Annotated in this window: 18 protein-coding genes; 13 read left to right on the plus strand and 5 right to left on the minus strand. The window is 69.7% G+C overall.

The genetic code is table 11. The annotated features are described in order from the left end of the window. Positions 1–8 precede the first annotated feature (8 nt). Both FB559_RS35690 and FB559_RS35695 read left to right on the plus strand, forming a co-directional pair. Complete coding sequence (locus tag FB559_RS35690; RefSeq protein ID WP_141961321.1) at positions 9–1088, plus strand: ABC transporter ATP-binding protein; 1080 nt, start codon at positions 9–11, stop codon at positions 1086–1088. A 105-nt stretch (positions 1089–1193) separates the two neighbouring features. Beyond that, on the plus strand, positions 1194–2879 hold the full coding sequence (locus tag FB559_RS35695; protein WP_141961322.1) for an ABC transporter substrate-binding protein: 1686 nt from the start codon (positions 1194–1196) through the stop codon (positions 2877–2879). 25 nt (positions 2880–2904) lie between these two features. Here the strand turns inward: FB559_RS35695 and FB559_RS46345 are convergent, their stop codons facing one another. From FB559_RS46345 to FB559_RS35720, 5 genes are all read right to left on the minus strand, one after another. After that, positions 2905–5397: an ABC transporter permease gene (locus tag FB559_RS46345; RefSeq protein WP_281286316.1), complete on the minus strand. Its 2493-nt coding sequence runs from the start codon at positions 5395–5397 to the stop codon at positions 2905–2907. Positions 5398–5446: 49 nt separating this feature from the next. Beyond that, complete coding sequence (locus FB559_RS35705) at positions 5447–6238, minus strand: ABC transporter ATP-binding protein (RefSeq protein ID WP_425455099.1); 792 nt, start codon at positions 6236–6238, stop codon at positions 5447–5449. A gap of 148 nt (positions 6239–6386) precedes the next feature. Further along, on the minus strand, positions 6387–7064 hold the full coding sequence (locus tag FB559_RS35710; protein ID WP_141961323.1) for a response regulator: 678 nt from the start codon (positions 7062–7064) through the stop codon (positions 6387–6389). Next, on the minus strand, positions 7061–8251 hold the full coding sequence (locus FB559_RS35715) for a sensor histidine kinase (protein ID WP_141961324.1): 1191 nt from the start codon (positions 8249–8251) through the stop codon (positions 7061–7063). Before FB559_RS35715 ends, FB559_RS35710 begins: the two co-directional genes overlap by 4 nt. A 273-nt stretch (positions 8252–8524) precedes the next feature. Next, complete coding sequence (locus FB559_RS35720; protein WP_141962137.1) at positions 8525–9418, minus strand: RecB family exonuclease; 894 nt, start codon at positions 9416–9418, stop codon at positions 8525–8527. 800 nt (positions 9419–10218) lie between these two features. Between FB559_RS35720 and FB559_RS35725 the strand changes: the two genes are divergently transcribed. From FB559_RS35725 to FB559_RS44985, 11 genes are all read left to right on the plus strand, one after another. Beyond that, positions 10219–11355, plus strand: a complete 1137-nt coding sequence (locus FB559_RS35725) for a site-2 protease family protein (RefSeq protein WP_246122349.1) — start codon at positions 10219–10221, stop codon at positions 11353–11355. Positions 11356–11385: 30 nt separating this feature from the next. Continuing rightward, positions 11386–12348, plus strand: a complete 963-nt coding sequence (locus FB559_RS35730; protein ID WP_246122350.1) for a tRNA (adenine-N1)-methyltransferase — start codon at positions 11386–11388, stop codon at positions 12346–12348. A gap of 324 nt (positions 12349–12672) precedes the next feature. Next, positions 12673–14445: a proteasome ATPase gene (arc, locus tag FB559_RS35735; protein WP_221640336.1), complete on the plus strand. Its 1773-nt coding sequence runs from the start codon at positions 12673–12675 to the stop codon at positions 14443–14445. 305 nt (positions 14446–14750) lie between these two features. Further along, entirely contained in the window at positions 14751–14891 is a 141-nt protein-coding gene (locus FB559_RS44270; RefSeq protein ID WP_185792554.1) for a hypothetical protein, read from the plus strand. 239 nt (positions 14892–15130) lie between these two features. Next, positions 15131–16645: a depupylase/deamidase Dop gene (gene dop, locus FB559_RS35740; RefSeq protein WP_141961326.1), complete on the plus strand. Its 1515-nt coding sequence runs from the start codon at positions 15131–15133 to the stop codon at positions 16643–16645. Positions 16646–16878: 233 nt separating this feature from the next. Then, positions 16879–17088, plus strand: a complete 210-nt coding sequence (locus tag FB559_RS35745; protein ID WP_141961327.1) for a ubiquitin-like protein Pup — start codon at positions 16879–16881, stop codon at positions 17086–17088. A gap of 494 nt (positions 17089–17582) precedes the next feature. Then, positions 17583–18263, plus strand: coding sequence for an endonuclease VII domain-containing protein (locus tag FB559_RS35750; protein ID WP_185792555.1), 681 nt, complete (start codon positions 17583–17585; stop codon positions 18261–18263). A 153-nt stretch (positions 18264–18416) separates the two neighbouring features. Further along, positions 18417–19268, plus strand: coding sequence for a proteasome subunit beta (gene prcB / locus FB559_RS35755; protein WP_246122352.1), 852 nt, complete (start codon positions 18417–18419; stop codon positions 19266–19268). Positions 19269–19306: 38 nt separating this feature from the next. Next, positions 19307–20068 carry a proteasome subunit alpha gene (gene prcA, locus FB559_RS35760; protein ID WP_141962141.1) on the plus strand — a complete coding sequence of 254 codons (762 nt, stop codon included), beginning with the start codon at positions 19307–19309 and terminating at the stop codon, positions 20066–20068. A gap of 174 nt (positions 20069–20242) precedes the next feature. Next, positions 20243–21601, plus strand: coding sequence for a Pup--protein ligase (gene pafA / locus FB559_RS35765; protein WP_141961329.1), 1359 nt, complete (start codon positions 20243–20245; stop codon positions 21599–21601). Positions 21602–21685: 84 nt separating this feature from the next. Continuing rightward, positions 21686–22792, plus strand: coding sequence for an FKBP-type peptidyl-prolyl cis-trans isomerase (locus FB559_RS44985; RefSeq protein WP_221640337.1), 1107 nt, complete (start codon positions 21686–21688; stop codon positions 22790–22792). Positions 22793–22802 lie beyond the last annotated feature (10 nt).

Consider the following 22802-nt stretch of genomic DNA (forward strand, 5'->3'; position numbering starts at 1 on the left):
GAGACACTGTGACGACACCCGACACCACGGCGGTGGAAGAGCCGCGGCCGACCGGCCCGCAGGGCGAGGTCCTGCTGGAGGTCAGCGGGCTGCGCAAGCACTTCCCGGTCACTCGTGGCGCGATCATCAAACGCCAGGTGGGTGCCGTCAAGGCCGTCGACGGCATCGACTTCTCCGTCCAGACCGGCCAGACGCTCGGCCTCGTGGGGGAGTCCGGCTGCGGCAAGACCACCACCGGCCGGATGATCACCCGTCTGCTGGAGCCGACCGACGGCCGCATCGTGTTCGAGGGCCAGGACATCACCCACGTCTCGCAGGGCACCATGAGGCCACTGCGGCGTGACGTCCAGATGATCTTCCAGGACCCGTACTCGTCGCTGAACCCGCGCAAGACGGTCGGCTCCATCGTCGGCGCGCCGTACCGGCTGCAGAAGGTGCAGACCGAATCCGGCGTGAAGAAGGCCGTGCAGGACCTGCTCGACGTCGTCGGGCTCAACCCCGAGCACTACAACCGCTACCCGCATGAGTTCTCCGGCGGGCAGCGGCAGCGCATCGGCATCGCACGCACGCTCGCGCTGCGCCCGAAGCTGATCGTCGCCGACGAGCCGGTGTCCGCGCTGGACGTCTCCATCCAGGCGCAGGTGGTCAACCTCCTCGAGGACCTGCAGGACGAGTTCAACCTGACCTATGTCGTGATCGCCCACGACCTGTCCGTGGTGCGCCACATTTCCGACCGGGTCGGCGTGATGTACCTGGGCAAGATGGTCGAGCTGGCCGACAACAAGGACCTGTACCAGAGCCCGATGCACCCCTACAGCGTCGCGCTGCTGTCGGCCGTGCCGGTGCCGGACCCGTCCGTACGCACCGACCGCGAACGCATCCGGCTGTCGGGCGACGTACCGAGCCCGCTGAACCCCCCGCCCGCGTGCCGCTTCCACACGCGCTGCTGGAAGGCGCAGGAGGTGTGCGGCCAGGTCGAACCGCCGATGGTCGAGCTGGCGCCAGGCCATCAGGTGGCTTGCCACTTCCCGGAGAACGCCCCCTCCGACGCGGAGGGCCGGATCGCCAAGGCCGCCGGCCTCGCCTAGAGCGGTCCTCGCCCTGGGCGCACCGCGCCCTGGGCGGACCCGGCGTGGCGAAGGTCTCACTTCATGCGCTTGGTGCAATGATGCACTGATTGCAATGATTTACGGGTGAACGGCAGATTCGCGGGATGCGTGATGGTGCTCGTGCTCGGTGCGGCCGGCTGCGGCGGCGGGTGGAGCGGGCCACGGACGGACGCCTCCTTCGACGACGCGTCGGTCCAAACGGTGGGCGCCTCGACGGCGCGGGGCGGCACGCTCCGGCTCCTCGTGACCGACGCCCCGATCTCGCTGGACCCGGGGAACATCGGCCTCGCCTACGGCGCCGACCTCGCACGCCTCTACGCCCGGTCCCTCGTCACGTACGCCCCGGAGCCCGGCGCCGGCGGACTGCGTGTCGTCCCCGACCTGGCCGAGGGGCTGGGCCGGGCGAGCGACGGCGGGCGGACGTGGACCTACCGGCTGCGCTCCGGCGTCACGTTCGAGGACGGCACGCCGGTACGCGCACGTGACGTGAAGTACGCGGTCGCGCGTAGCAACTACAGCGCCGAGCTCACCGACTCCCCCCGCGACCTGCGTGACGTCATCAGCGGCACGTACTGGGGGCCCTACCTCGATCCGGACCTCGACCACTTCACCGGCGTCACCACGCCCGACGACCGGACGGTGGTCTTCCACCTGAAGCGCCCGTTCGCCGACTTCGACCAGCTCGCGGCGAGCCCGCAGACCGCGCCCGTGCCGAAGGCGGCCGACACCAAGCTCCACTACGAGCGGCACCCGGTCTCGACCGGCCCGTATCGGTTCGAGCGGCACGTCCCCGGCGAGAGCCTCACCCTGGTCCGCAACCCCGAGTGGAGCCACGACCCGAACCGCGCCGCGCTGCCCGACCGGATCGAGGTCACCGAGAAGGTCGCCGCCGCCGACGTCGACGCCCGCCTCCTCGCCGGCACCGCGGACGCCGACCTCGCCGGCGCGGGCGTCCTGCCGCAGACCCGTGCCACCATCTTCGCGTCCCGTGACCGGCGGGCGCGGGCCGACGATCCACTGACGGGGCTGGTGCGCTACGCCATGCTGCCCGCCGGCGTGAAGCCCATGGACGACCTGCACTGCCGCCGCGCCGTGCAGTACGCCATCGACCGGAGCACGGTCCAGGCCGCGTACGGGGGGCCGTTGTCCGGCTCGGCGGCGACGAACGTCCTGCCCCCGACCTTCGGGTTCATCAGATCGGAGCTGTATCCCCGCGACCTCGCCCGCGCACGCCAGGAACTGAAGGACTGCGGCCGGCCCAGCGGCTTCACGACCGCCATCGCGGTCCGCGACAACCGTCCCGGCGACGCCGCCGCGGCCCGCGCGCTGAGCCGCTCCCTGGGCGCGGTGGGGATCAGCACCCGGATCACGTCGCTGTCGGCGTTCAAGTGGGGGAGCACCGCCGGCTCACCCGCGTACGTCCACGCCCACGGCCTGGGCATCGTCATCGACGCCTGGGCGGCGAACTATCCGAGCGGGTACGCCTTCCTGGCTCCGATCACCGGCACGATCACCAAGACCGGCAACCACAACATCATGGAACTGCGCGACCCGGTGGTGAAAAACATCCTGACCGCCGGGGAGAGGACCACCGACCGGGCCGGCCGTGCCGCCGCCTGGGCCGAGGCCGACCACAAGGTGATGGAGGACGCCTCCCTGGTGCCGCTCATCTACGAGCGGACCGTGCTCTACCGCCCGGCCTCCCTGCGCAACGTCCGCGTCAACCCGGCCTACGGCACGTACGACCTGGCCGCGCTGGGCGCCGGCTGACACACCGCTGGCGCCCAGCGCGGGCTCACTCGAAGGCGATCGCCTTCAGGACGTCCAGGCGTGAGGCGCGCCAGGCCGGCCAGAGGGCGGCGAGGACGCCGATGATCGCCGACAGCACGACGTAGGCCACGAGCGTGGGGACCGGGACGCTCAGCACGTTGAGCCCCTGGTCGCTCACCGCGTGCTGGATGGCGACCCCGAACACCACGCCGATCGCGATGCCCAGCAGGCCGCCGAAGACCGCGATCACCACCGACTCCAGCCGGATCATGCGCCGGGTCTGACGGCGGCTGGTGCCCACGGCACGAAGCAGCCCGATCTCACGGGTCCGTTCGATCACCGACAGCGCGAGGGTGTTGATGATCCCCAGAGCCGCGATGATGATCGAGAGCGCCAGCAGCACGGTCAGCAGCGTGACGAACGAGTCGATGCTCTGCTGCGCGCTCCGCTTGACGTCGGACTGGTCCTGGACCTTGAGGTTCGGGTAGCCGCTCAGCGCCCGCTCGATGCCGGCCTTCGTGGCGGCGTCGGCCTTGTCCGTGTTGACCATCAAGCCCAGCCCGGCCGGATGGTCGGAGTGCGCCTGGTACGCGGGCAGGGCCAGGACACGCGCGCCCAGCAGCTGGTTCTTGGCGTAGATCCCGTCCACCCGCAGGTGTTCGGTCCCGCCGTCCGCGAACCGCGCCGTGACGGTCGAGCCCACGGTGAGCTTCTCCGACGTCGCGGTCGACTCGTCCACCATCAGGCCGTCCCGGCCCAGGTTCGCCGAGCCCGACCGCAGCGTCAGCTTGGCGGCACGTACGAAGTCGCCCGGCCGCTCGGTGGCGATGAACGAGTGCTGGTCCGTGCCCTGCTTGAACCGGCCCTGGTACGCCGACGTGACCAGCTCGACGCCCGGCACCGCGCGTACCGCCTTGGCCGGCTCCTCCGGGCTCAGCCCGGGAGAGGCCGGCGTGATCATGTAGTCGGCGGCGAACTCCTTGTCGACCTGCCCGGCCACCGACGCCTTGGCCGACGAGGCCATCACGTTGATCGCACTGACCAGGGCCAGCCCGATCATCAGCGCGGACGCCGTGGCCGCCGTACGGCGCGGGTTGCGCAGGGCGTTCTGGGTCGCGAGCCGCCCCGGCGTACGGAACAGCTTCGGGAACGCGGCGCCCAGCACGCGTACCGCCGGGCGGCTGATGACCGGCGCCAGCATCGCGACACCGACGAAGACCAGGGCGGCTCCCGCGCCCAGCAGGGCGATCGGCGCGCCGCCCAGCCCCACCCCGGACAGCACCGCACCGCCGACCGTCACCACCGACCCCGCGATCAGGCGGATCCGCAGCGACCGCTGCGGCATGGCCACGTCGTCGCGCATCGCGGCCACCGGCGGCACCTTCGCCGCACGGCGAGCCGGGAAGTAGGCCGCCGCGACCGTCACCAGCACGCCCACCGCGTAGGACCACAGCACGGGCTTGTAGGTGAACGTCAGGCCGCCGGGGAAGTCGGCGCCGGCCGCGCGGAACGCCTGCTGCAACAGCAGCGCCAGCCCCGCCCCGGCGGCGATGCCGAGCGTCGAGCCGACCACGCCGACGCCGATCGCCTCGCCGAGCACCGCACGGGTCACCTGCTTGCGCGACGCGCCGACGGCGCGCAGCAGCGCCAGCTCCCGCGAGCGCTGCGCGACGAGCATGGAGAAGGTGTTGAAGATGATGAACGCCCCGACGAAGATCGAGATCACCGCGAAGACGAGCAGGAACGTCCGGATGAACGACAGAAGCTTGGCGATCTCGTTCTCGTTGTCCTTGCGCATCTTGGTGCCGGTGATCGCCTCGTACGACGGCGAGGGCAGGACCCGCGCGATCCGGTCGCGCAGCACCGTCTCGCTGACGCCGCTCTGGGCGGCGATCGTGATGTCGCTGTACCGGCCGGGCTTGACGAGCAGCCGCTGCGCGGTGCCCTGGTCGAAGGCGACGATGGTCGCGCCCATCAGGTTGCCGCGGTCGAGGATGCCGACGACGGTGACGTCCTGCGGGGGACCCTGGACCAGCACGCGGGTACGGTCGCCGGCCTTCAGCCCGGCCTTCTCCGCGGCCTTGTCGTCGATGGCGACCTCACCGGCGCGCACCGGCCCGCGCCCGGACTTCACCGCGTCATCGGGGTCGGCGGGGTACCAGTCGACGCCCAGCTGTGGCGGGCCCGAGCCGCCCACGACCTTCCCGTTCCGGCCCACGAGGGCGGCGAAACCGTTGACCTCACCGTGCACCCGCGCGACCCCGGGAATCCGCGAGACGGTGTCGACGAGGGAGGCGGGGACGGTCGGCGTGTCAGTGCCGTCGTCGGTCTTGATGACCTGCTTGGCGCGTATCTGCACCGCGACGTCCTGGCCGGTCTTGGCGAACAGGTCGTCGAACTGCTTGCCCATCGTGTCGGTGAACACGAGGGTCCCGGCGACGAACGCGACGCCGAGGATCACCGCGAGCGCGGTGAGGGCCAGCCGCAGCTTGTGCGCGGCCAGGTTTCGTAGAGTCACCTTGACGATCACGCCGGGGCCGCCTCGCCGTGCGTACGGGTGCCGGCGGTCATGAGGTCACCCCGGGCAGCTCGAAGCCCTTCATGCGCTCAAGGACCTTCTCCGCCGTCGGCTCGGGGATCTGGTCGACCACCCGGCCGTCCGCCAGGAACACCACGAGGTCCGCGTACGCCGCGGCGACCGGGTCGTGCGTGACCATGACGACGGTCTGGCCCATCTCGCGCACGGAGTTGCGCAGGAACGACAGCACCTCGGCGCCGGACCGCGAGTCGAGGTTGCCGGTCGGCTCGTCCGCGAAGATGATCTCGGGCCGGGAGACCAGCGCACGGGCGCACGCGACACGCTGCTGCTGGCCGCCCGACAGCTCACTCGGCCGGTGCTTGAGGCGGTCACGCAGCCCGATCGTGTCGACGACCGTGTCGAGCCAGGTCTGGTCGGGCTTGCGGCCCGCGATGTCGAGCGGCAGCGTGATGTTCTCCAGCGCGGTGAGCGTCGGCACCAGGTTGAACGCCTGGAACACGAAGCCGATGCGGTCGCGCCGCAGCCGCGTGAGCCGCTTGTCGTCCAGCCGGGTGACCTCGATGTCGCCGACGAAGACCTCGCCGGAGTCGACCGAGTCCAGACCCGCCATGCAGTGCATGAGCGTCGACTTGCCCGAACCGGACGGGCCCATGATCGCGGTGAACCGGCTGCGCTCGAGGTTCAGCGACACCTCGTCGAGAGCGACGACGCGGGCGTCGCCCCGGCCGTACGCCTTGGAGATGCGCGCGGCACGTGCGGCCGGCGCCTGGACCGCGGGGCCGGGTGGCCCGTCGCTGGTCATGTGGGCGGTGCTGGTCACCGAAGACTCCTCGCCGCTTATGTTCCGTTGTGTTGTGGAACACGCTAGGTGCGCGGCGGCGGGGATTCCTCGGCCCAGGGGACCGACCTGGTTTCCCCCTGCGGGTGGAGCCGGCTCCGCATGGTCATCCGCCCGGAGGACTAGGGGTCTAGGACTGTCCGGGCTGAATGAGGCCCACCTCGTACGCGAAGACGACCGCCTGCACGCGGTCGCGCAGCCCGAGCTTGGCGAGGAGGTTTCCCACGTGCGTCTTGATGGTCGTCTCACTGACGACGAGCTGCCTGGCGATCTCCGCGTTGGACAGGCCGCGAGCCACGTGCCGCAGCACCTCCAGCTCCCGCTCGGTCAGCATGGCCAGACCACGCGGCGGCGCCTCCTCGCGTACGGACGGCAGCCGGGTGGCGAACCGGTCGAGCAGCCGCCGCGTCACGCTCGGCGCCACGATCGCGTCCCCGGCGGCCACGATGCGGATCGCGGCGACCAGGTCCTCCGGCGGCGCGTCCTTGAGCAGGAACCCGCTCGCCCCCGCGCGTACCGCCTCGACGACGTACTCGTCCAGGTCGAACGTCGTGAGGATCAGCACGCGGGGATCATGCGTGGCGGCCTCCTCCCGCACGATCCGGCGGGTCGCCTCGATCCCGTCGACGCCCGGCATCCGGATGTCCATCAGGACCACCTCGGGAAGGAGCGTCCGGGTCAGCTCGACGGCACGTGCACCGTCGCCCGCCTCACCGACCACCGCGATGTCCGGCTCTCCCTCCAGGATGAGACGGAAACCTGTGCGCAGCAGCGGCTGGTCGTCGACGAGGAGCACCCTGATCGTCACTGAACCTCCAACGGGAATCGGGCGCGGACCTCGAATCCACCACCCGAACGCGGGCCGATCCGCAGATCGCCACCATAGAGGGCCACACGCTCCCGCATACCCACCAGGCCATGACCGTTGCCTCCAGGACGGCCCAGACCCGCCACCAGACCACGGCCGTCGTCCTCCACCTCGATCTCCAGCTGCCGGTCCGCGTACTGGATCCGCACCCAGGCACGGGCCTGCGGCCCCGCGTGCTTGAGGGTGTTGGTCAGCGCCTCCTGCACCAGCCGGAACGCCGCCAGATCCACCCCGGGCGACAGCGCCCGGCTCTCACCCTCGATCCACAGCTGTACTTGCAGGCCGGTCTCCCTTAGCTGGTCCACCAGCCCGTTCACGTCGTGCACCCCGGGCTGCGGCGACAGCTCACTGCGCGCGGGCTCGGCCTCTGTGCGCAGCACCCCGACCAGCCGTCGCATCTCACCGAGCGCCGTACGGCCCATCTGCTCGATCGTCGAGAGCGCGTCCTGCACCGCCTCGGGATCCCGGTGCAGAATCCGGCGCGCGGCACCCGCCTGGACCGTCATCACACTCACGTGATGGGCCACGACGTCATGCAGCTCCCGCGCGATCCGCGACCGCTCCTCGGCCCGCGCCGCACGCGAGTCGGCCTCCCTCGCCCGCTCCAGCCGCCGCGCACGGGCCTCCAGCTCGTCCAGGTAGGCGCGGCGCAGCCGGAGGCTCCGCCCGATCCACCAGACGCCGATGAGCAGCACGGAGTTGCTCACCGCCTGCCAGAACCAGTAACCGTCGAGCGCCATCGAGACGATGAAGAGCATCAGCCCGAACGCCCCGACCGGCAGACTCGTCGCGAGCCCGCGATGCGAGGCCACCGAGTAGATGGCGATCAGATAGGCCGCAGCGGGCCCGAGCATCGGCACGTAACCCAGGGCGGTCAATGTGAGGCACCCGACGAGCACGAACGCGAGCACCGCGACGGGCATGCGCCGCCGCAAGGTCAGGGACATGACGACGACGCCCACGATCAGCCCGCTGACCAGGTCGGGCTGCTTGCCGGGAAGACCGTAGGAATCCTGGAACGCCGCTACGAGGAGACACGCCAGCGTCAAAACAGCGGACGTGAGCGCATCCGCGACGAGAGGATGCGCCCCAAGCCACGCACGACGGCTGCGGATGAGCTCGGACACCCCTTCACGTTAGGGGCTCAGACCTGCCACAGAGCCATCCTGAACGCGGATATCCCCTCCTCCGCAGGGAGGAGACCCAAAACCATCAACCCCCACCCACCCCCCCACACACCCGGTCACACCACGGCACCCGACCCGGCCCCTGTCCTTCGCTGCCCCCACCCCGCATGCCCTCGGTCCGCGAATGCGGCCCTCCCCAGGGCCCCGGAGGAGCGACGGTAAGCACCCCGCTGCCGACGATCCCGGGCGCTACCGTGACCGCGTCTGCCCGGGTCAGAGGTCGTCGCGTTCTCGTGGGGTCGGCTCTTCGGCGGCGGCGGCCGTGGGGGCCGGTTGGATGTCCGGGAGGGGCGGCGGCTCGCCGCCGAACGACGGGCAGCGCTCCTTGTGGTCGCACCAGTCGCACAGGCGGCTTGTGCGTTCACGCCACACGCCGGTCTCCATGGCGCGGCGGATGGCCTTCCACAGGGCGTCGACCTTGCGTTCGGTGGCGCGAAGGTCGGCCTCGTCGGGGGTGTACCTGAGGATCTCGCCGTTGCCGAGGTACATCAGCTGCAGCATCCGCGGCACCGTGCCACGGAGCCGCCACAGCACCAAGGCGTAGAACTTCATCTGGAACAGCGCCCGCGCCTCGAAGTCGGCTCTCGGCGCACGGCCGGTCTTGTAGTCGACGACGCGTACCTCGCCCGTCGGGGCCACGTCGACGCGGTCGATGTAGCCGCGCAGCAGCAACCCCGACTCCAGCACCGTCTCTACGTACAGCTCGCGGCTCGCCGGCTCCAGTCGCCGCGGGTCCTCCAGCGAGAAGTAACGCTCGACCATGCCGCGCGCCTCGGTCAGCCACTCCGCCCGCGCGGTCTCACCCTCGCCGTCGTCCTCGAACAGAGTCGCCAGCTCCGGCTCCTCGGCCAGCAGCCGCTCCCACTCCGGGCCCAGCAGCTCCAGCGCTGCGGCCGGCGTACGCGACCCGGCCGGCATGTCGAACAGCCGCTCCAGCACCGCGTGCACGAGCGTGCCGCGCGCCGCCGCCGGGCTCGGCCGCTCGGGGATCCGGTCGATGACCCGGAAGCGGTAGAGCAGCGGGCACGTCATGAAGTCACCGGCACGCGACGGCGACAGCGTGCCGGCCACGACCACACCGTCCGCCGACACCGAACCCGCGGCCATCCGGTTCCCCGCGCGTCCCCGCCTCGGCGCGACGGTCCCCGCACTCACGGGGCCGCCCTGACCATCGGCGGCGACTCGGCCGTCCGCGTCCGGACCCGCCGGGGGTGCCACCTCTTGCGGGGCGCCGTCCGCCACGACATCGATCGGGGACGCGGCGTCTTCGGCCGCGTCAACGCCACCACGTGCGGGGCGCGTCCGGCCGATGGCCGCGCTGTTCGTGGCCGGGTCCTCCGGAGGCGTAGCCTCCTGTGAGGCGCTGTCCAGCGCGGTTGTTTCTGTGGTGGTGTGGGTGGGGCGCGTCCGGCGGGTGGTCGCGCTGTTCGCGGCCGGGTCCTCCGGAGGCAAGGCCTCTTGCGGGGCGCTGTCCAGCGCGGTTGTTTCTGTGGTGGTGTGGGTGGGGCGCGTCCGGCCGGTGGCCGCGCCGTTCGCGGCCCGGTCCTCCGGAGGCGTGGCCTCCTGTGAGACGCCGGCGGGCCCAGGAGCGTCCGTACGGTCCAGAGACGTGGCTTCCGCGGTCACGCGGGCGGAGCCGTCCTGACCGCCGGTCGAGGCCATAGTGTCCCGCGACCCGTCACCACGCTCGAGCGCCTCATCTGCGGCCGCGTCATCCGGTGAGGCCGCCCCGGCGGACCCGCCGCGACCGCCGGTGCCGTCCGTCCCCGTGCCCGTCCCGGTGCTCGTCTCCGTGGCCGTCATGCGCGCAACCCTAGGGGAGACCAGCGACAGAACACGCCCCGAACCTCCGCCGCGCCGCGTCTTCGATGGTCGGCGCGACGGCCGGTGCACGTAGCATCGACAACGTGGCAGACAGCGCGCCCCGAGGCGACGAGTCCGGCCCCGCACGGCCGGGGATTCTCATGGGGCGGCCGTTCGGCATCCCCATCTACGTATCACCGACGTGGTTCATCGTCGCGATCGTGATCACCGTGATGTTCGAACCCCAGGTCTCCCAGCACGTCAGCCGGCCTCTCAGCTACATCGTCGCCCTCGCCTACGCCGTCCTGCTGTACGCCTCGGTCCTCGTGCACGAGATCGGCCACTCCGTCGTGGCACGCCTTTTCGGGCTCCCGGTACGCGCCATCACCCTGCACATCCTCGGCGGCGTCTCCGAGATCGAGACCGAGCCCCAAACACCCGGCCGTGAGTTCCTCGTCGCCGCCGCGGGACCCCTCCTGTCGCTGCTCCTCGGCGTCGCCGGCTACGTGACGCTCGTCCTCGTGCCCCTACCGGGCGTGGCCGTACTCCTCATCCAGGCCCTCACCCTCGCCAACCTCATCGTCGCCGTGTTCAACCTCCTGCCCGGCCTCCCGCTCGACGGCGGCCGGCTCGTACGTGCCGCCGTCTGGAAGGTCACCGGCCGGCAGCGCACCGCGACCGTCGCCGCCGGCTGGTCCGGGCGCGTCGTCGCCGTCATCGTGCTCATCCTCGGCGCCGCGCTCTCGGTCACCGGTGGCGGCAACCGCTGGCTGACGGTCATCTGGGCCGCGTTCGTCGCCTCGTTCATCTGGATCGGCGCCGGCGAAGCCATCCGCGTCGCACGGATCCGCGACCGCATCCCGCTGCTGAGCGCCCGGGCCCTCGCCCGCCGCGCCATCCAGGTGCCGCAGAGCACCCCGCTCGCCGAGGCCGTACGCCGCGCGCAGGAGGCGGGCGCCGGCGCCATCGTCGTGGTCGGCCACGACGACGACCCCGTCGGCATCGTCAGCGAGACCGCCGTCATCGCCACGCCCGAACACCGCCGGCCCTGGGTCGACGCGTTCTCCCTCACCCGCGCGCTCGACCCGGACATGATCCTGCCGGCCGACATCTCGGGCGAGGACCTGGTCGCGGCCATCGGCCGCGCGCCCGCCAGTGAGTACCTCCTGGTCGAGCGGACCGGCGAGATGTACGGCGTCCTGGCCGCCGAAGACGTCTCCAAGTCCTTCGCATGGGCCTGAGCGCTCCCGTGGGCTCGATAGCCTGAAGACATGACCGAACCCTCTTCCGCCGGCTCAGCCATGCCCAAGGCCCCTCACGGGCCGTTCCGTCCCGGCGACCGGGTTCAGCTCACCGACCCCAAGGGCCGGGTCAACACCGTCACGCTCCAGGCCGGCAAGCTCTACCACAGCCACAAGGGCTCGATCCCGCACGACGAGATCATCGGCAGCCCCGAGGGCAGCGTCTACCGCTCCAGTGGCGGCACCGAATACCTCGCGTTCCGGCCGCTCCTCGCCGACTACGCGCTGCGGATGCCGCGCGGCGCCGCGGTCGTCTACCCCAAGGACGCCGCCCAGATCGTCACCATGGCCGACATCTTCCCCGGCGCGCGCGTCGTCGAGGCCGGGGCCGGCTCCGGCGCCCTCACCTGCTGGCTCCTGCGCGCCGTCGGCGAGCACGGCATGGTCTCCTCCTACGAACGCCGCGAGGACTTCGCCGAGACCGCCCGCGGCAACGTCGAGACCTACTTCGGCGGCCCCCACCCCGCCTGGCGCCTGACCATCGGCTCGCTCGAGGACTCCCTCGACGACGCCGAGATCGACCGCGTCGTCCTCGACATGCTCGCCCCCTGGGAATGCGTCGACGCCATCGCCAAGGCCCTCATCCCCGGCGGCCTCGTCTGCGCGTACGTCGCCACCACCACCCAGCTGTCCCGGGTCGTCGAGACCCTGCGCGAGCACGGCGCGTTCGCCGAGCCGTACGCCTTCGAGACCCTTCTGCGCTCCTGGCACGTCGAGGGTCTCGCCGTACGGCCCGACCATCGCATGATCGGCCACACCGGCTTCCTCGTCACCGCCCGCAGGCTCGCCGACGGCGTACGGCCGCCCGCACGCCGCAGGCGCCCCGCCAAGGGCGCACACCCGGACCCTGCCCAGACCGAGCACGCCCAAGCGGAGCCCGCCGAGACCGACGCCGCCCAGACCGGCACCGCTCAGGTCACGCCGCTCGACTGAAACCGGCCGCCGGCGATACGCTCCGTACCCTCACGGACCCGTTCCGTACGGGATTCGCGTCCATCCCGTGGTCGCCATGTGTCGGCCACGTGTCAGCCGTGTGTCCGATCCGTGTCCGGGCCGCCACACTCGGTCCGCAGAAGACCGCGCGCCACCGTTTTTCCGCGGGCCTCCAGCACCCCACATGTGCCCTCCCACCTGCGGAACCACCGCCTCGGCCGACCAGATGACTCCCGCGCCACGACACGAGTACCCGCTGGCCAGGTTACGGAGGCCCTCCGGATAGGTAGGGTTTCAGTTAGGTCGTCGTCTCTGCCTGAGGAGGTGACGAGCGTGGCCGCTCGTGACGATGCCGGGGCGCGAAAGGCGCAGCACGAAAAGGAGGTCCGTGACCTCCAGACGCAGGTCTCCTTCCTTGAGGAGGAGATCTCCGTGCTGCGCCGGAAGCTCGCGGAATCCCCCCGACAAGTTCGTGTACTCGAAGAGCGCCTGCACGAGGCGCAGGCAAGTCTGGCCGCGGTTACGGGCCAGAACGAACGTCTCGTGGCGACCCTCAAGGAAGCCCGAGAGCAGATCATCGCCCTGAAGGAGGAGGTCGACCGGCTCGCACAGCCGCCGTCCGCCTTCGGAACGTTCCTCGCAGCGCGCGAGGACGGCACAGTGGACATCTTCACCGGTGGCCGCAAGCTGCGGGTGAACATCAGTCCCGGCATTGAGATCGACGAGTTGCAGCGTGGCCAGGAGGTCATGCTCAACGAGGCGCTCAACGTCGTCGCCGCTCTCGAGTTCGAGACGCAGGGCGAAGTCGTCATGCTGAAGGAGGTCTTCGCCGACGGCGAACGCGCACTGGTCATCGCGCACGCCGACGAAGAACGCGTGGTCAAGCTGGCCGAGCCCCTGCGCGGAGTGTCACTGCGCGCCGGTGACTCGCTCATGCTCGACACACGCTCCGGGTACGCCTACGAGAAGATCCACAAGGCCGAGGTGGAAGAACTCGTTCTTGAGGAAGTCCCCGACATCTCCTACGAGGAGATCGGTGGCCTGGGCCCGCAGATCGAGATGATCCGCGACGCCGTCGAGCTGCCCTACCTCCACGCCGACCTCTTCCGCGAACACCAGCTGCGCCCCCCCAAGGGCGTCCTCCTCTACGGCCCGCCCGGCTGCGGCAAGACCCTTATCGCCAAGGCCGTCGCCAACTCCCTCGCCAAACAGGTCGCCGAGAAGACCGGCGCCGAAGGTAAGAGCTTCTTCCTCAACATCAAGGGCCCGGAGCTGCTCAACAAGTACGTCGGCGAGACCGAGCGGCACATCCGCCTGGTCTTCCAGCGTGCGCGTGAGAAGGCATCGGCGGGCACACCGGTGATCGTGTTCTTCGACGAGATGGACTCCATCTTCCGCACCCGCGGATCCGGGGTCTCCTCCGACGTGGAGAACACCATCGTGCCCCAGCTGCTGTCGGAGATCGACGGCGTCGAAGGCCTGGAGAACGTCATCGTGATCGGCGCCTCCAACCGCGAGGACATGATCGACCCGGCGATCCTCCGGCCCGGACGGCTCGACGTGAAGATCAAGATCGAGCGGCCGGACGCCGAGGCGGCCAAGGACATCTTCTCCAAGTACATCCTGGCGAGCCTGCCCCTCCACCCCGACGACGTCAAGGAACACGACGGCTCGGCCGACGCCACGGTCGACGGCATGATCCAGCGGGTCGTCGAGCGGATGTACACCGAGACCGAGGAGAACCGCTTCCTCGAGGTGACCTACGCCAACGGTGACAAGGAAGTCCTCTATTTCAAGGACTTCAACTCCGGCGCGATGATCCAGAACATCGTCGACCGGGGGAAGAAGATGGCCATCAAGGAGTTCCTCGACAGCGGGCAGAAGGGCCTTCGTGTCGCCCACCTGCTCGCCGCCTGTGTCGACGAGTTCAGCGAGAACGAGGACCTGCCCAACACCACCAACCCCGACGACTGGGCCCGCATCTCCGGCAAGAAGGGCGAACGGATCGTCTACATCCGTACGCTCGTCTCCGGCAAGCAGGGCACTGAGGCCGGCCGTTCCATAGACACGGTCGCCAACACCGGTCAGTACCTCTAGTACTCGCTCAGAACACCGCACCGCGGCCGGTCTCCACCCAGGAGGCCGGCCGCGTCGCGATGGGACCCTCTGAGGACGGCGATGAAGCGATACACGTGTCGCCCTGCTCCTGAGCGCCTGTAGCGCGCCCAGGGGCGGCACGACCTCGCACGGTACGCCGGGCGCGCCGTCCCGTACCGCGGTCACCGGTGGCTGCGCCGGCACGTCGCTCCTGCGCGGCGCGCCGCCGGCCTGGAACCCCCGCCCGGCCGGCTTCAACGGCGAGGCCCCGCCTGCCGTACGTCCTCGGGCGCAAGGGAACCACCATGGGCTACATCTTCAACGCACCCCTGGTCGCGCCGCCGCGTGCCGGCAAGAACAAGATCCTCTGGCACGTCCGGCAGCCGCGCGACGGCAGCCCGCTCCGCATCACCGGCCACCCCGCGGGGCGGACCACCCCGGGGTGACACGGCAATTCCCGGCCGATTCGCCTCCAGGGGAGATATACCCGACCGGAGGCGAAGTCCCGCGCCCCGGATGCCGGGTCTTTACCCTGACCTGGGACGGCCATGAGGATGAGGTCGCTCCGCGGTTCTCCCCGGCGGCTCGTCCGCATGCCTCCTGAGCCCGTACGTACGGGCCGAATCGGGTCACGATCCCGCCGTGCCTCTCAAGACCACGGCGATCGCGCATTAGGCTCGGGTCTATGAGCGTGCGGCGGGTAATGGGAATCGAGACCGAATACGGCATTTCCGTGCCCGGTCAACCGGGGGCCAACGCGATGGTGACCTCCTCTCAGGTGGTGAACGCCTACCTCGCGGCATCGGCGGCCAAGGCCAGACGGGCACGGTGGGACTTCGAGGAGGAGAACCCCCTGCGAGACGCCCGCGGCTTCGACCTCGCACGCGAGGTCGCCGACCCGACGCAGCTGACCGACGAGGACCTCGGGCTGGCCAACGTCATCCTCACGAACGGGGCGCGCCTCTACGTCGACCACGCGCACCCGGAGTACTCCACACCCGAGTGCACCAACCCGCGGGACGCCGTGATCTGGGACAAGGCGGGGGAGCGCGTGATGGCCGACGCCGCACGCCGCGCCGCCCAGGTGCCCGGCACCCAGCCCATCCAGCTCTACAAGAACAACACCGACAACAAGGGCGCCTCGTACGGCTGCCACGAGAACTACCTGATGAAGCGGGAGACCTCCTTCTCGGAGATCGTCCGCCACCTCACCCCGTTCTTCGTGACCCGCCAGGTCGTCTGCGGCGCCGGCCGGGTCGGCATCGGCGTCGACGGCCGCAGCGACGGCTTCCAGATCAGCCAGCGCGCGGACTTCTTCGAGGTCGAGGTCGGCCTGGAGACGACGCTGAAGCGTCCCATCATCAACACGCGTGACGAACCCCACGCAGATCCGGAAAAGTACCGCAGGCTGCACGTCATCATCGGCGACGCCAACATGAGCGAGGTCTCGACCTTCCTCAAGCTGGGCACCACGGCCCTCGTCCTCGCCATGATCGAGGACGGCTTCCTCACGGTCGACCTGTCGGTGGACATGCCGGTGGCGACGCTCCGCGCCATCTCCCACGACTCGTCGTGCAAGCACCTGCTGACCCTGCGGGACGGCCGCAAGATGACCGCCGTGCAGTTGCAGATGGAATACCTGGAGCAGTCGCGCAAGTACGTCGAGGACCGCTTCGGCGCCGACGTCGACGAGATGACCACCGAGATACTGGACCGCTGGGAGTCGGTGCTCCACCGGCTCGGCGAGGACCCGATGCAGCTGTCGAGCGAACTCGACTGGGTGGCCAAGCTGGAGCTACTGGAGGGCTACCGCAGCCGCGACGGCCTCGACTGGTCTCATCCTCGGCTGCAACTGGTGGACCTGCAGTACTCCGACGTCCGGCCCGACCGCGGCCTGTACAACCGCCTCGTCGCCCGCGGGCGGATGAAGCGCATCACAACGGACGCCGAGGTCGAGGCCGCCATCGAGGACCCGCCGGAGGACACGAGGGCCTACTTCCGCGGCCGTTGCCTGCGGCAGTACGCCGACTCGGTGGCCGCGGCGTCGTGGGACTCGGTCATCTTCGACGTACCCGGCCGCGAGTCCCTGCAGCGCGTACCCACCCTGGAGCCGCTGAGGGGCACCAAGGCGCACGTGGGCGCCCTCCTGGACCGCTGCCGTACGGCCTCGGACCTGGTGACCGCCCTGACGGGCGAGTAGCGACCCCGGACGGCCCCGCCACTCGGTCCGGGTGGCGGAACGACGTTCCAGGCCACGGGTGGTGTTTGTGATCAATGCACAGTCGTGACCGGTATGACCGTTTCGCAGCGATGGCTGCGGGCGATAACCCCGACATGAGACCGATCGCGGATCGCGGTGGGACACGGTGAGTGATCCACTCGTTGTCGGCGGGCGACGATAGAGTCGGGGTCTCTCGGAGGAGTGGAGGCATCATGGCGACGAGGGACACGGGCGGCCAGAAGCAGACGACCCGGCGCGAGGAAGAAGTCGACGAGACCCAGACCGCGCCCAGCGAGGAAGTCCAGGAGCGCAACGAGAAGCTCACGGACGACGTAGACGCAATTCTGGACGAAATCGACGAAGTTCTCGAAGAGAACGCAGAGGAATTTGTCAGGAGTTATGTACAAAAAGGGGGAGAGTGACCGTAAATGCCGGATTTACCCCCACCCGGTAGAGTGCGCCCGGACTGCGGGTTAGCGAAGGACGCAGCCGAGTTCGGGCGTGACAAGTGCCAGGCCGACGGTCTCGGGCAGTACTGCAAGCAGCGCCTCGGGCGTCGTTCGAGGGCAAGCCGTAGATGACTGCGGTCTCGACCGGCGGCGTCGGCGCCAAGCAGTGCACCGACTGTGGGCAAGTTCTGCCCTCCACCGAGTTCTATTGGGTGAGCAAGTCGCTCGGGACGCTCCGAGGGCAGTGCAAGGCCTGCATGCGACGAAGCAAGGCCGCACAGCGAGATCCGGCGTGGACGCCCAATTGCTCACGCTGCAAAGCCCGGCTTCCCGAGCGCACAGGGTCTGGCCGTCGCCTGTGTGATGACTGCTTTGGTCAGACCTATGACCTAGAGCATCGTCGCGTGAACGGCGCCCACCGTATCCGCCTCAAGCCGTGCTCGCTCTGCGGTGGCCCGAAGGAACGTATGGCGAGGGGGAAGATGTGCCAGGCCTGCAAGCCGTGGGCCGGGTACGCCAAGTCGCTGAGACGCTTCGATCTCAATCCTGCTGACTACGTGGCGATCCTCCAGGCACAAGGGGGCGTTTGCTACATCTGCTACGAGCCTCCGAGGGGTCAGCGCCTCAGCATTGACCACGACCACGCGCTCCCCGATGGGCGCGCAGCCGTTCGAGGGCTGCTGTGCCGCGACTGCAACTACTCCCGGCTGCCCCGCTTCGAGGAGGACGTCGCCATGCTCCAGCGCGCGATCTCCTACCTCACCATGCCCCCCGCGCGATCGGTGATCGCAGAGGGCGCTCACCTTGGAGTCAGCGTGCGCCCGACAGATCTCGGGCTCTGCCCGGCCGCGGACGGGAGCTACGGCGTGACCGTCGTCCGCCCCAGGCGTTCCGCCGAGATCGCGGACCCCGGGTGGAACATCGGCCAGGTCGGCGGTTCCGACCTCGCGCTCCTGCACGCCCTGGCACGCGAGGACTCCGGCGAGCCATGGGAGGTAGACGCCGGCATCGCGGATCCCGCGCCGACCGAGCTCCCCTTCCCTGCCCTGGATCTCACTGGCCCGAGCGAGCCCGACAACGCCCCCGCACCACCCGAGCCGCCCGACGTGGACGCGGCCCCGGATCCCGTGGAGTATGCCTTTTCCTGATCCGCACCCCATCCGATCCAGATCCGGCCGGTTCGGCCGGGTTCGCCGTGAGCGGACGGGGGGAGGGATCATGACGCATGCACGCGATGGCGCCCTGACAGTAGGGTCTGGTTAGCGGGGGCGATCGCGCCCGCTGTCAGTGGAAGGAGTCGTGTGACGTCGCAAGGTTCCGCACCGGGCCGTTTGCCGGGCGCGTTCGCGAGCCAGAGCCCCTCGTCGTTCACCGAGTTCCTGTCGGCGCACTCGCCGGACATGCTTCCGCGTAACCGGGAGCTGCCGGTGGCCGCGGCGCCCGCGGGTGAGCACTTTCCGCACGGCACGACGATCGTCACGGTGACGTTCCCGGGTGGTGTGGTGATGGGCGGGGACCGGCGGGCGACCGCCGGCAACATGATCGCCCAGCGTGACATCGAGAAGGTCTTCCGCGCCGACGAATACTCCGCCATCGCCATCGCCGGCACGGCGGGCATCGGCATCGAGGTGGTGCGCCTGTTCCAGGTGGAGCTGGAGCACTACGAGAAGATGGAGGGCCGTACGCTCTCGCTGGAGGGCAAGGCCAACCGGCTCGCGACGATGGTGCGCGGCAACCTCGGCATGGCGATGCAGGGGCTCGTGGTGGTCCCGCTGTTCGCGGGCTACGACGAGGAGCGCGACGCGGGCCGGATCTTCAGCTACGACGCGGCGGGTGGCCGGTACGAGGAGCACGAGTTCTACAGCATCGGCTCCGGTTCGGTCTTCGCCCGTGGTGCGCTGAAGAAGATGTACCGGTCCGACCTTTCGGAGGAGGAGGCGGTCATCGCCTCGATCCAGGCGCTGTACGACGCGGCCGACGATGACTCCGCGACGGGCGGCCCGGACCTGACCCGCCGCATCTTCCCGGTCATCTCCGTGGTCACGGCCGATGGCTACCAGCGCATGGCCGACGACGCGGTCGGCGGCCTGGTCGAGACGATCGTCGAGGCGCGCATGCGGGCCCCCGGTGGTCCGCAGGCGCCGCTGCGATAACCGATACGAACGAGTAGTGAGGAACGCCACCGGTGTCCATGCCGTTCTACGTGTCGCCCGAACAGGCGATGAAGGACAAGGCCGACTACGCCCGCAAGGGCATCTCGCGGGGCCGCAGCGTGGTCGTGCTGCAGTACGCCGACGGCATCCTGTTCGTGGCGGACAACCCGTCACGGGCCCTGCACAAGATCAGTGAGATCTATGACCGGATCGCCTTCGCGGCGGTCGGCAAGTACAACGAGTTCGAGAACCTCCGGCAGCAGGGCGTGCGGTACGCCGATGTGAACGGCTACATGTACGACCGCCGTGACGTCACCGCGCGCGGGCTGGCGAACGCCTACGCGACGGCGCTCGGCACGGTCTTCACCGAGATGAACAAGCCGTACGAGGTGGAGATCGTGGTGGCGGAGGTGGGCGTTGACGTCGCCTCGGATCAGATCTACCGGCTGACCTTCGACGGTTCGGTCGCCGACGAGCAGGGTTACGTCGCGATGGGCGGTCAGGTCGACCAGGTGGCGGCGGCGCTGAAGGAGCGTTTCGAGGAGGGCCTGCCGCTCGCCAGGGCGCTGGGCATCGGCGTGCACGCGCTGGAGCAGCAGGACGCGGACCGGCATCTGGAGGCGGGGCAGCTCGAGGTGGCGGTGCTGGATCGTAACCGGGATCATCGGCTGTTCCGGCGGCTGCCGGCCGCGCGGATCAAGCAGCTTCTTGAGGAGGCCGCCGCCGAGGCGCCTCCGGAGCCGCCCGCGGCCGACGAAGAGGCCGGCGAAGACGGCGGCGAGGGTACGCCCGCGGAGTAGAACCTCAGACGGCGCCCGTCGTGATCGCACCTGGTCACGGCGGGCGCCGACCTGTTTGATCTACAACGTAAAGGCGGTCGCCGGGTCCGAACGGCCGGATGTGGCGCAGGTGTGACCGTTACGCCCGGGCTTGATCCCTACCAACTGTGGTCCTCGGACACATAGCCTTGCGGTGTGGACAGGCGCATCTTCGGGTTGGAGAACGAGTACGGCGTTACGTGCACCTTCCGCGGGCAGCGGCGGTTGTCACCTGATGAGGTGGCCCGCTATCTGTTCCGCAGGGTGGTGTCGTGGGGCCGTAGCAGCAATGTGTTCCTGCGCAACGGGGCACGGCTGTACCTCGATGTCGGAAGTCATCCTGAGTACGCGACGCCCGAGTGTGACAGCGTCGACGAGCTCGTCGTGCACGACAAGGCGGGTGAGCGAATCCTCGAGGGCCTTCTGGTCGACGCCGAGCGGCGGCTGCGCGAGGAGGGCATCGCGGGGGACATCTATCTGTTCAAGAACAACACCGACTCGGCCGGCAACTCCTACGGTTGTCACGAGAACTACCTCGTCGGGCGGCACGGTGAGTTCGGCCGCCTGGCCGACGTGCTGATCCCGTTCCTCGTGACACGTCAGATCATCTGCGGTGCGGGCAAGGTCCTGCAGACGCCACGTGGCGCGGTGTACTGCGTCAGCCAGCGTGCGGAGCACATCTGGGAGGGTGTCTCATCCGCGACGACCCGGTCGCGGCCGATCATCAACACGCGCGACGAGCCGCACGCGGACGCCGAGCGGTTCCGGCGGCTGCACGTGATCGTCGGCGACTCGAACATGAGCGAGACCACGATGCTGCTCAAGGTCGGCGCGACCGACCTGGTGCTGCGGATGGTCGAGGCGGGCGTGGTGATGCGCGACCTGACGCTGGAGAACCCCATCCGGGCGATCCGCGAGGTCAGCCACGACATGACGGGCCGGCGCAAGGTGCGGCTGGCGAACGGCCGTGAGGCCAGCTCACTGGAGATCCAGTCCGAATACCTGGACAAGGCGCGTGACTTCGTGGACCGGCGCGGCGCGGACCCGGTGGTGCTGCGGGTGCTGGACCTGTGGGAGCGCACCGTACGCGCGGTGGAGACGGGCGACCTCGACAAGGTCGCGCGGGAGATCGACTGGGTGACCAAGTACCAGCTGATCGAGCGGTACCGCAACAAGTACGACCTGCCGCTGAGCTCGCCGCGCGTGGCGCAGCTGGATCTGGCCTACCACGACGTGCACCGGGGCCGTGGGCTCTACTACCTCCTGGAACGCCGTGGCGCGGTCGACCGGGTGGCGCGCGACCTGGCGATCTTCGAGGCCAAGTCGGTGCCGCCGCAGACGACGCGTGCGCGGCTGCGGGGGGAGTTCATCCGGCGGGCACAGGAGAAACGCCGTGACTTCACGGTGGACTGGGTGCATCTGAAGCTCAATGACCAGGCGCAGCGCACGGTGCTGTGCAAGGACCCGTTCCGATCGGTCGATGATCGGGTCGACAAGCTGATCGCGGGAATGTAGTCGCCATCTCACGCTACCTTTAGGTGCCTGCTGACATGGTTGGGTGCTTTCTAGCTGTCTCATGCCCGCGAAACGGTGGAGAAGATGTCTGAAGTGGAAGGCCGCGAGGACGCGGAGACCGAGGAGACGCAGGAAGATGCGCGGCCCAAGGTGAAGATGCCGCAGGCCAAGGACATCCGCCGCAGCGACTTCACTCCGCACGCGCTGAACGCGAAGGGGCGTCCCGCACCACGCTCGGGCACTCGTAAGGCCGCCAAGCGCCGCAACATCATCTACTCGGCGGTGGCCGTCGTGGCGGTGGTCGCGGTGGTGGGTGTGAGCGTCTGGTACGCCAACCGCCCGGCGCCGTCGGTGAAGGTCAAGGGTGCGTTCGGCAAGGCACCGGTGGTGACGGTCCCGAAGTCCAAGCCCGCCGCCAAACAGCAGGTCAAGGAGCTGATCCACGGCAAGGGCCCGAAGGTCGGCGCCAGTGACTTCGTCGTGGCGCACCTGGTCGGCTACCAGTGGAGCGCCAAGGGCGGCAAGGAGCTGCTGAACACCTTCAAGAAGGGCGCTCCGGCGACGGGTACCGCGAGCCAGCTCACCGGCCTCGCGCCGCTGGACAAGGCGATCGCGGGCCGTACGCAGGGCACGCGGCTGGAGCTGACGCTGCCGTACGCGGCCGTCGGCGACCAGGTCGCCCAGGCGCTCCAGCTGGCCAGGACCGACGACTTCGTCGTGGCCGTGGACGTGGTCAACTCCTTCGGCAAGTCGGCGTCGGTGCAGGGCACGCAGCAAAAGATCGACGCCAAGCTGCCCCAGGTGACGCCCGGCGCCGCAGGCCAGGCGCCCACGGTCAAGATCCCGTCCGGCAAGGCGCCGGACACTTTGCAGGTCAAGACCTTGATCCAGGGCACCGGTAAGGCCGTGACCAAGGGCCAGACGCTGGTCGGGCAGTACGACGGCGTGCTGTGGCGCACCGGCAAGGAGTTCGACTCGAGCTACAAGCACGGCGCGCCGGCCGGTTTCCCGATCGGTGTCGGCCAGGTGATCCCGGCCTGGGACAAGGCGCTGGTGGGACAGAAGATCGGTAGCCGCGTGCTGCTGGTCGTCCCGCCGAAGGAAGGCTACGGCCCGAAGGGCTCGCCGGACGCGGGCATCAAGGGCACGGACACGCTGGTGTTCGTGGTCGATGTCCTCGGCGCCTTCTGATCGCCCGGTA

Origin of the sequence: Actinoallomurus bryophytorum (assembly GCF_006716425.1) — a bacterium.
Lineage (GTDB): Bacteria > Actinomycetota > Actinomycetes > Streptosporangiales > Streptosporangiaceae > Actinoallomurus > Actinoallomurus bryophytorum.

Coding starts and splice junctions, on each gene's coding strand:
- FB559_RS44270 (WP_185792554.1), top strand. CDS start 14,751: ATGGGCTACATCTTCAACGCACCCCTGGTCGCGCCGCCGCGTGCCGGC.
- FB559_RS35720 (WP_141962137.1), bottom strand. CDS start 9,418: ATGGCCGCGGGTTCGGTGTCGGCGGACGGTGTGGTCGTGGCCGGCACG.
- FB559_RS35730 (WP_246122350.1), top strand. CDS start 11,386: ATGACCGAACCCTCTTCCGCCGGCTCAGCCATGCCCAAGGCCCCTCAC.
- FB559_RS44985 (WP_221640337.1), top strand. CDS start 21,686: ATGTCTGAAGTGGAAGGCCGCGAGGACGCGGAGACCGAGGAGACGCAG.
- dop (WP_141961326.1), top strand. CDS start 15,131: ATGAGCGTGCGGCGGGTAATGGGAATCGAGACCGAATACGGCATTTCC.
- FB559_RS35750 (WP_185792555.1), top strand. CDS start 17,583: ATGGCGAGGGGGAAGATGTGCCAGGCCTGCAAGCCGTGGGCCGGGTAC.
- FB559_RS35745 (WP_141961327.1), top strand. CDS start 16,879: ATGGCGACGAGGGACACGGGCGGCCAGAAGCAGACGACCCGGCGCGAG.
- prcA (WP_141962141.1), top strand. CDS start 19,307: ATGCCGTTCTACGTGTCGCCCGAACAGGCGATGAAGGACAAGGCCGAC.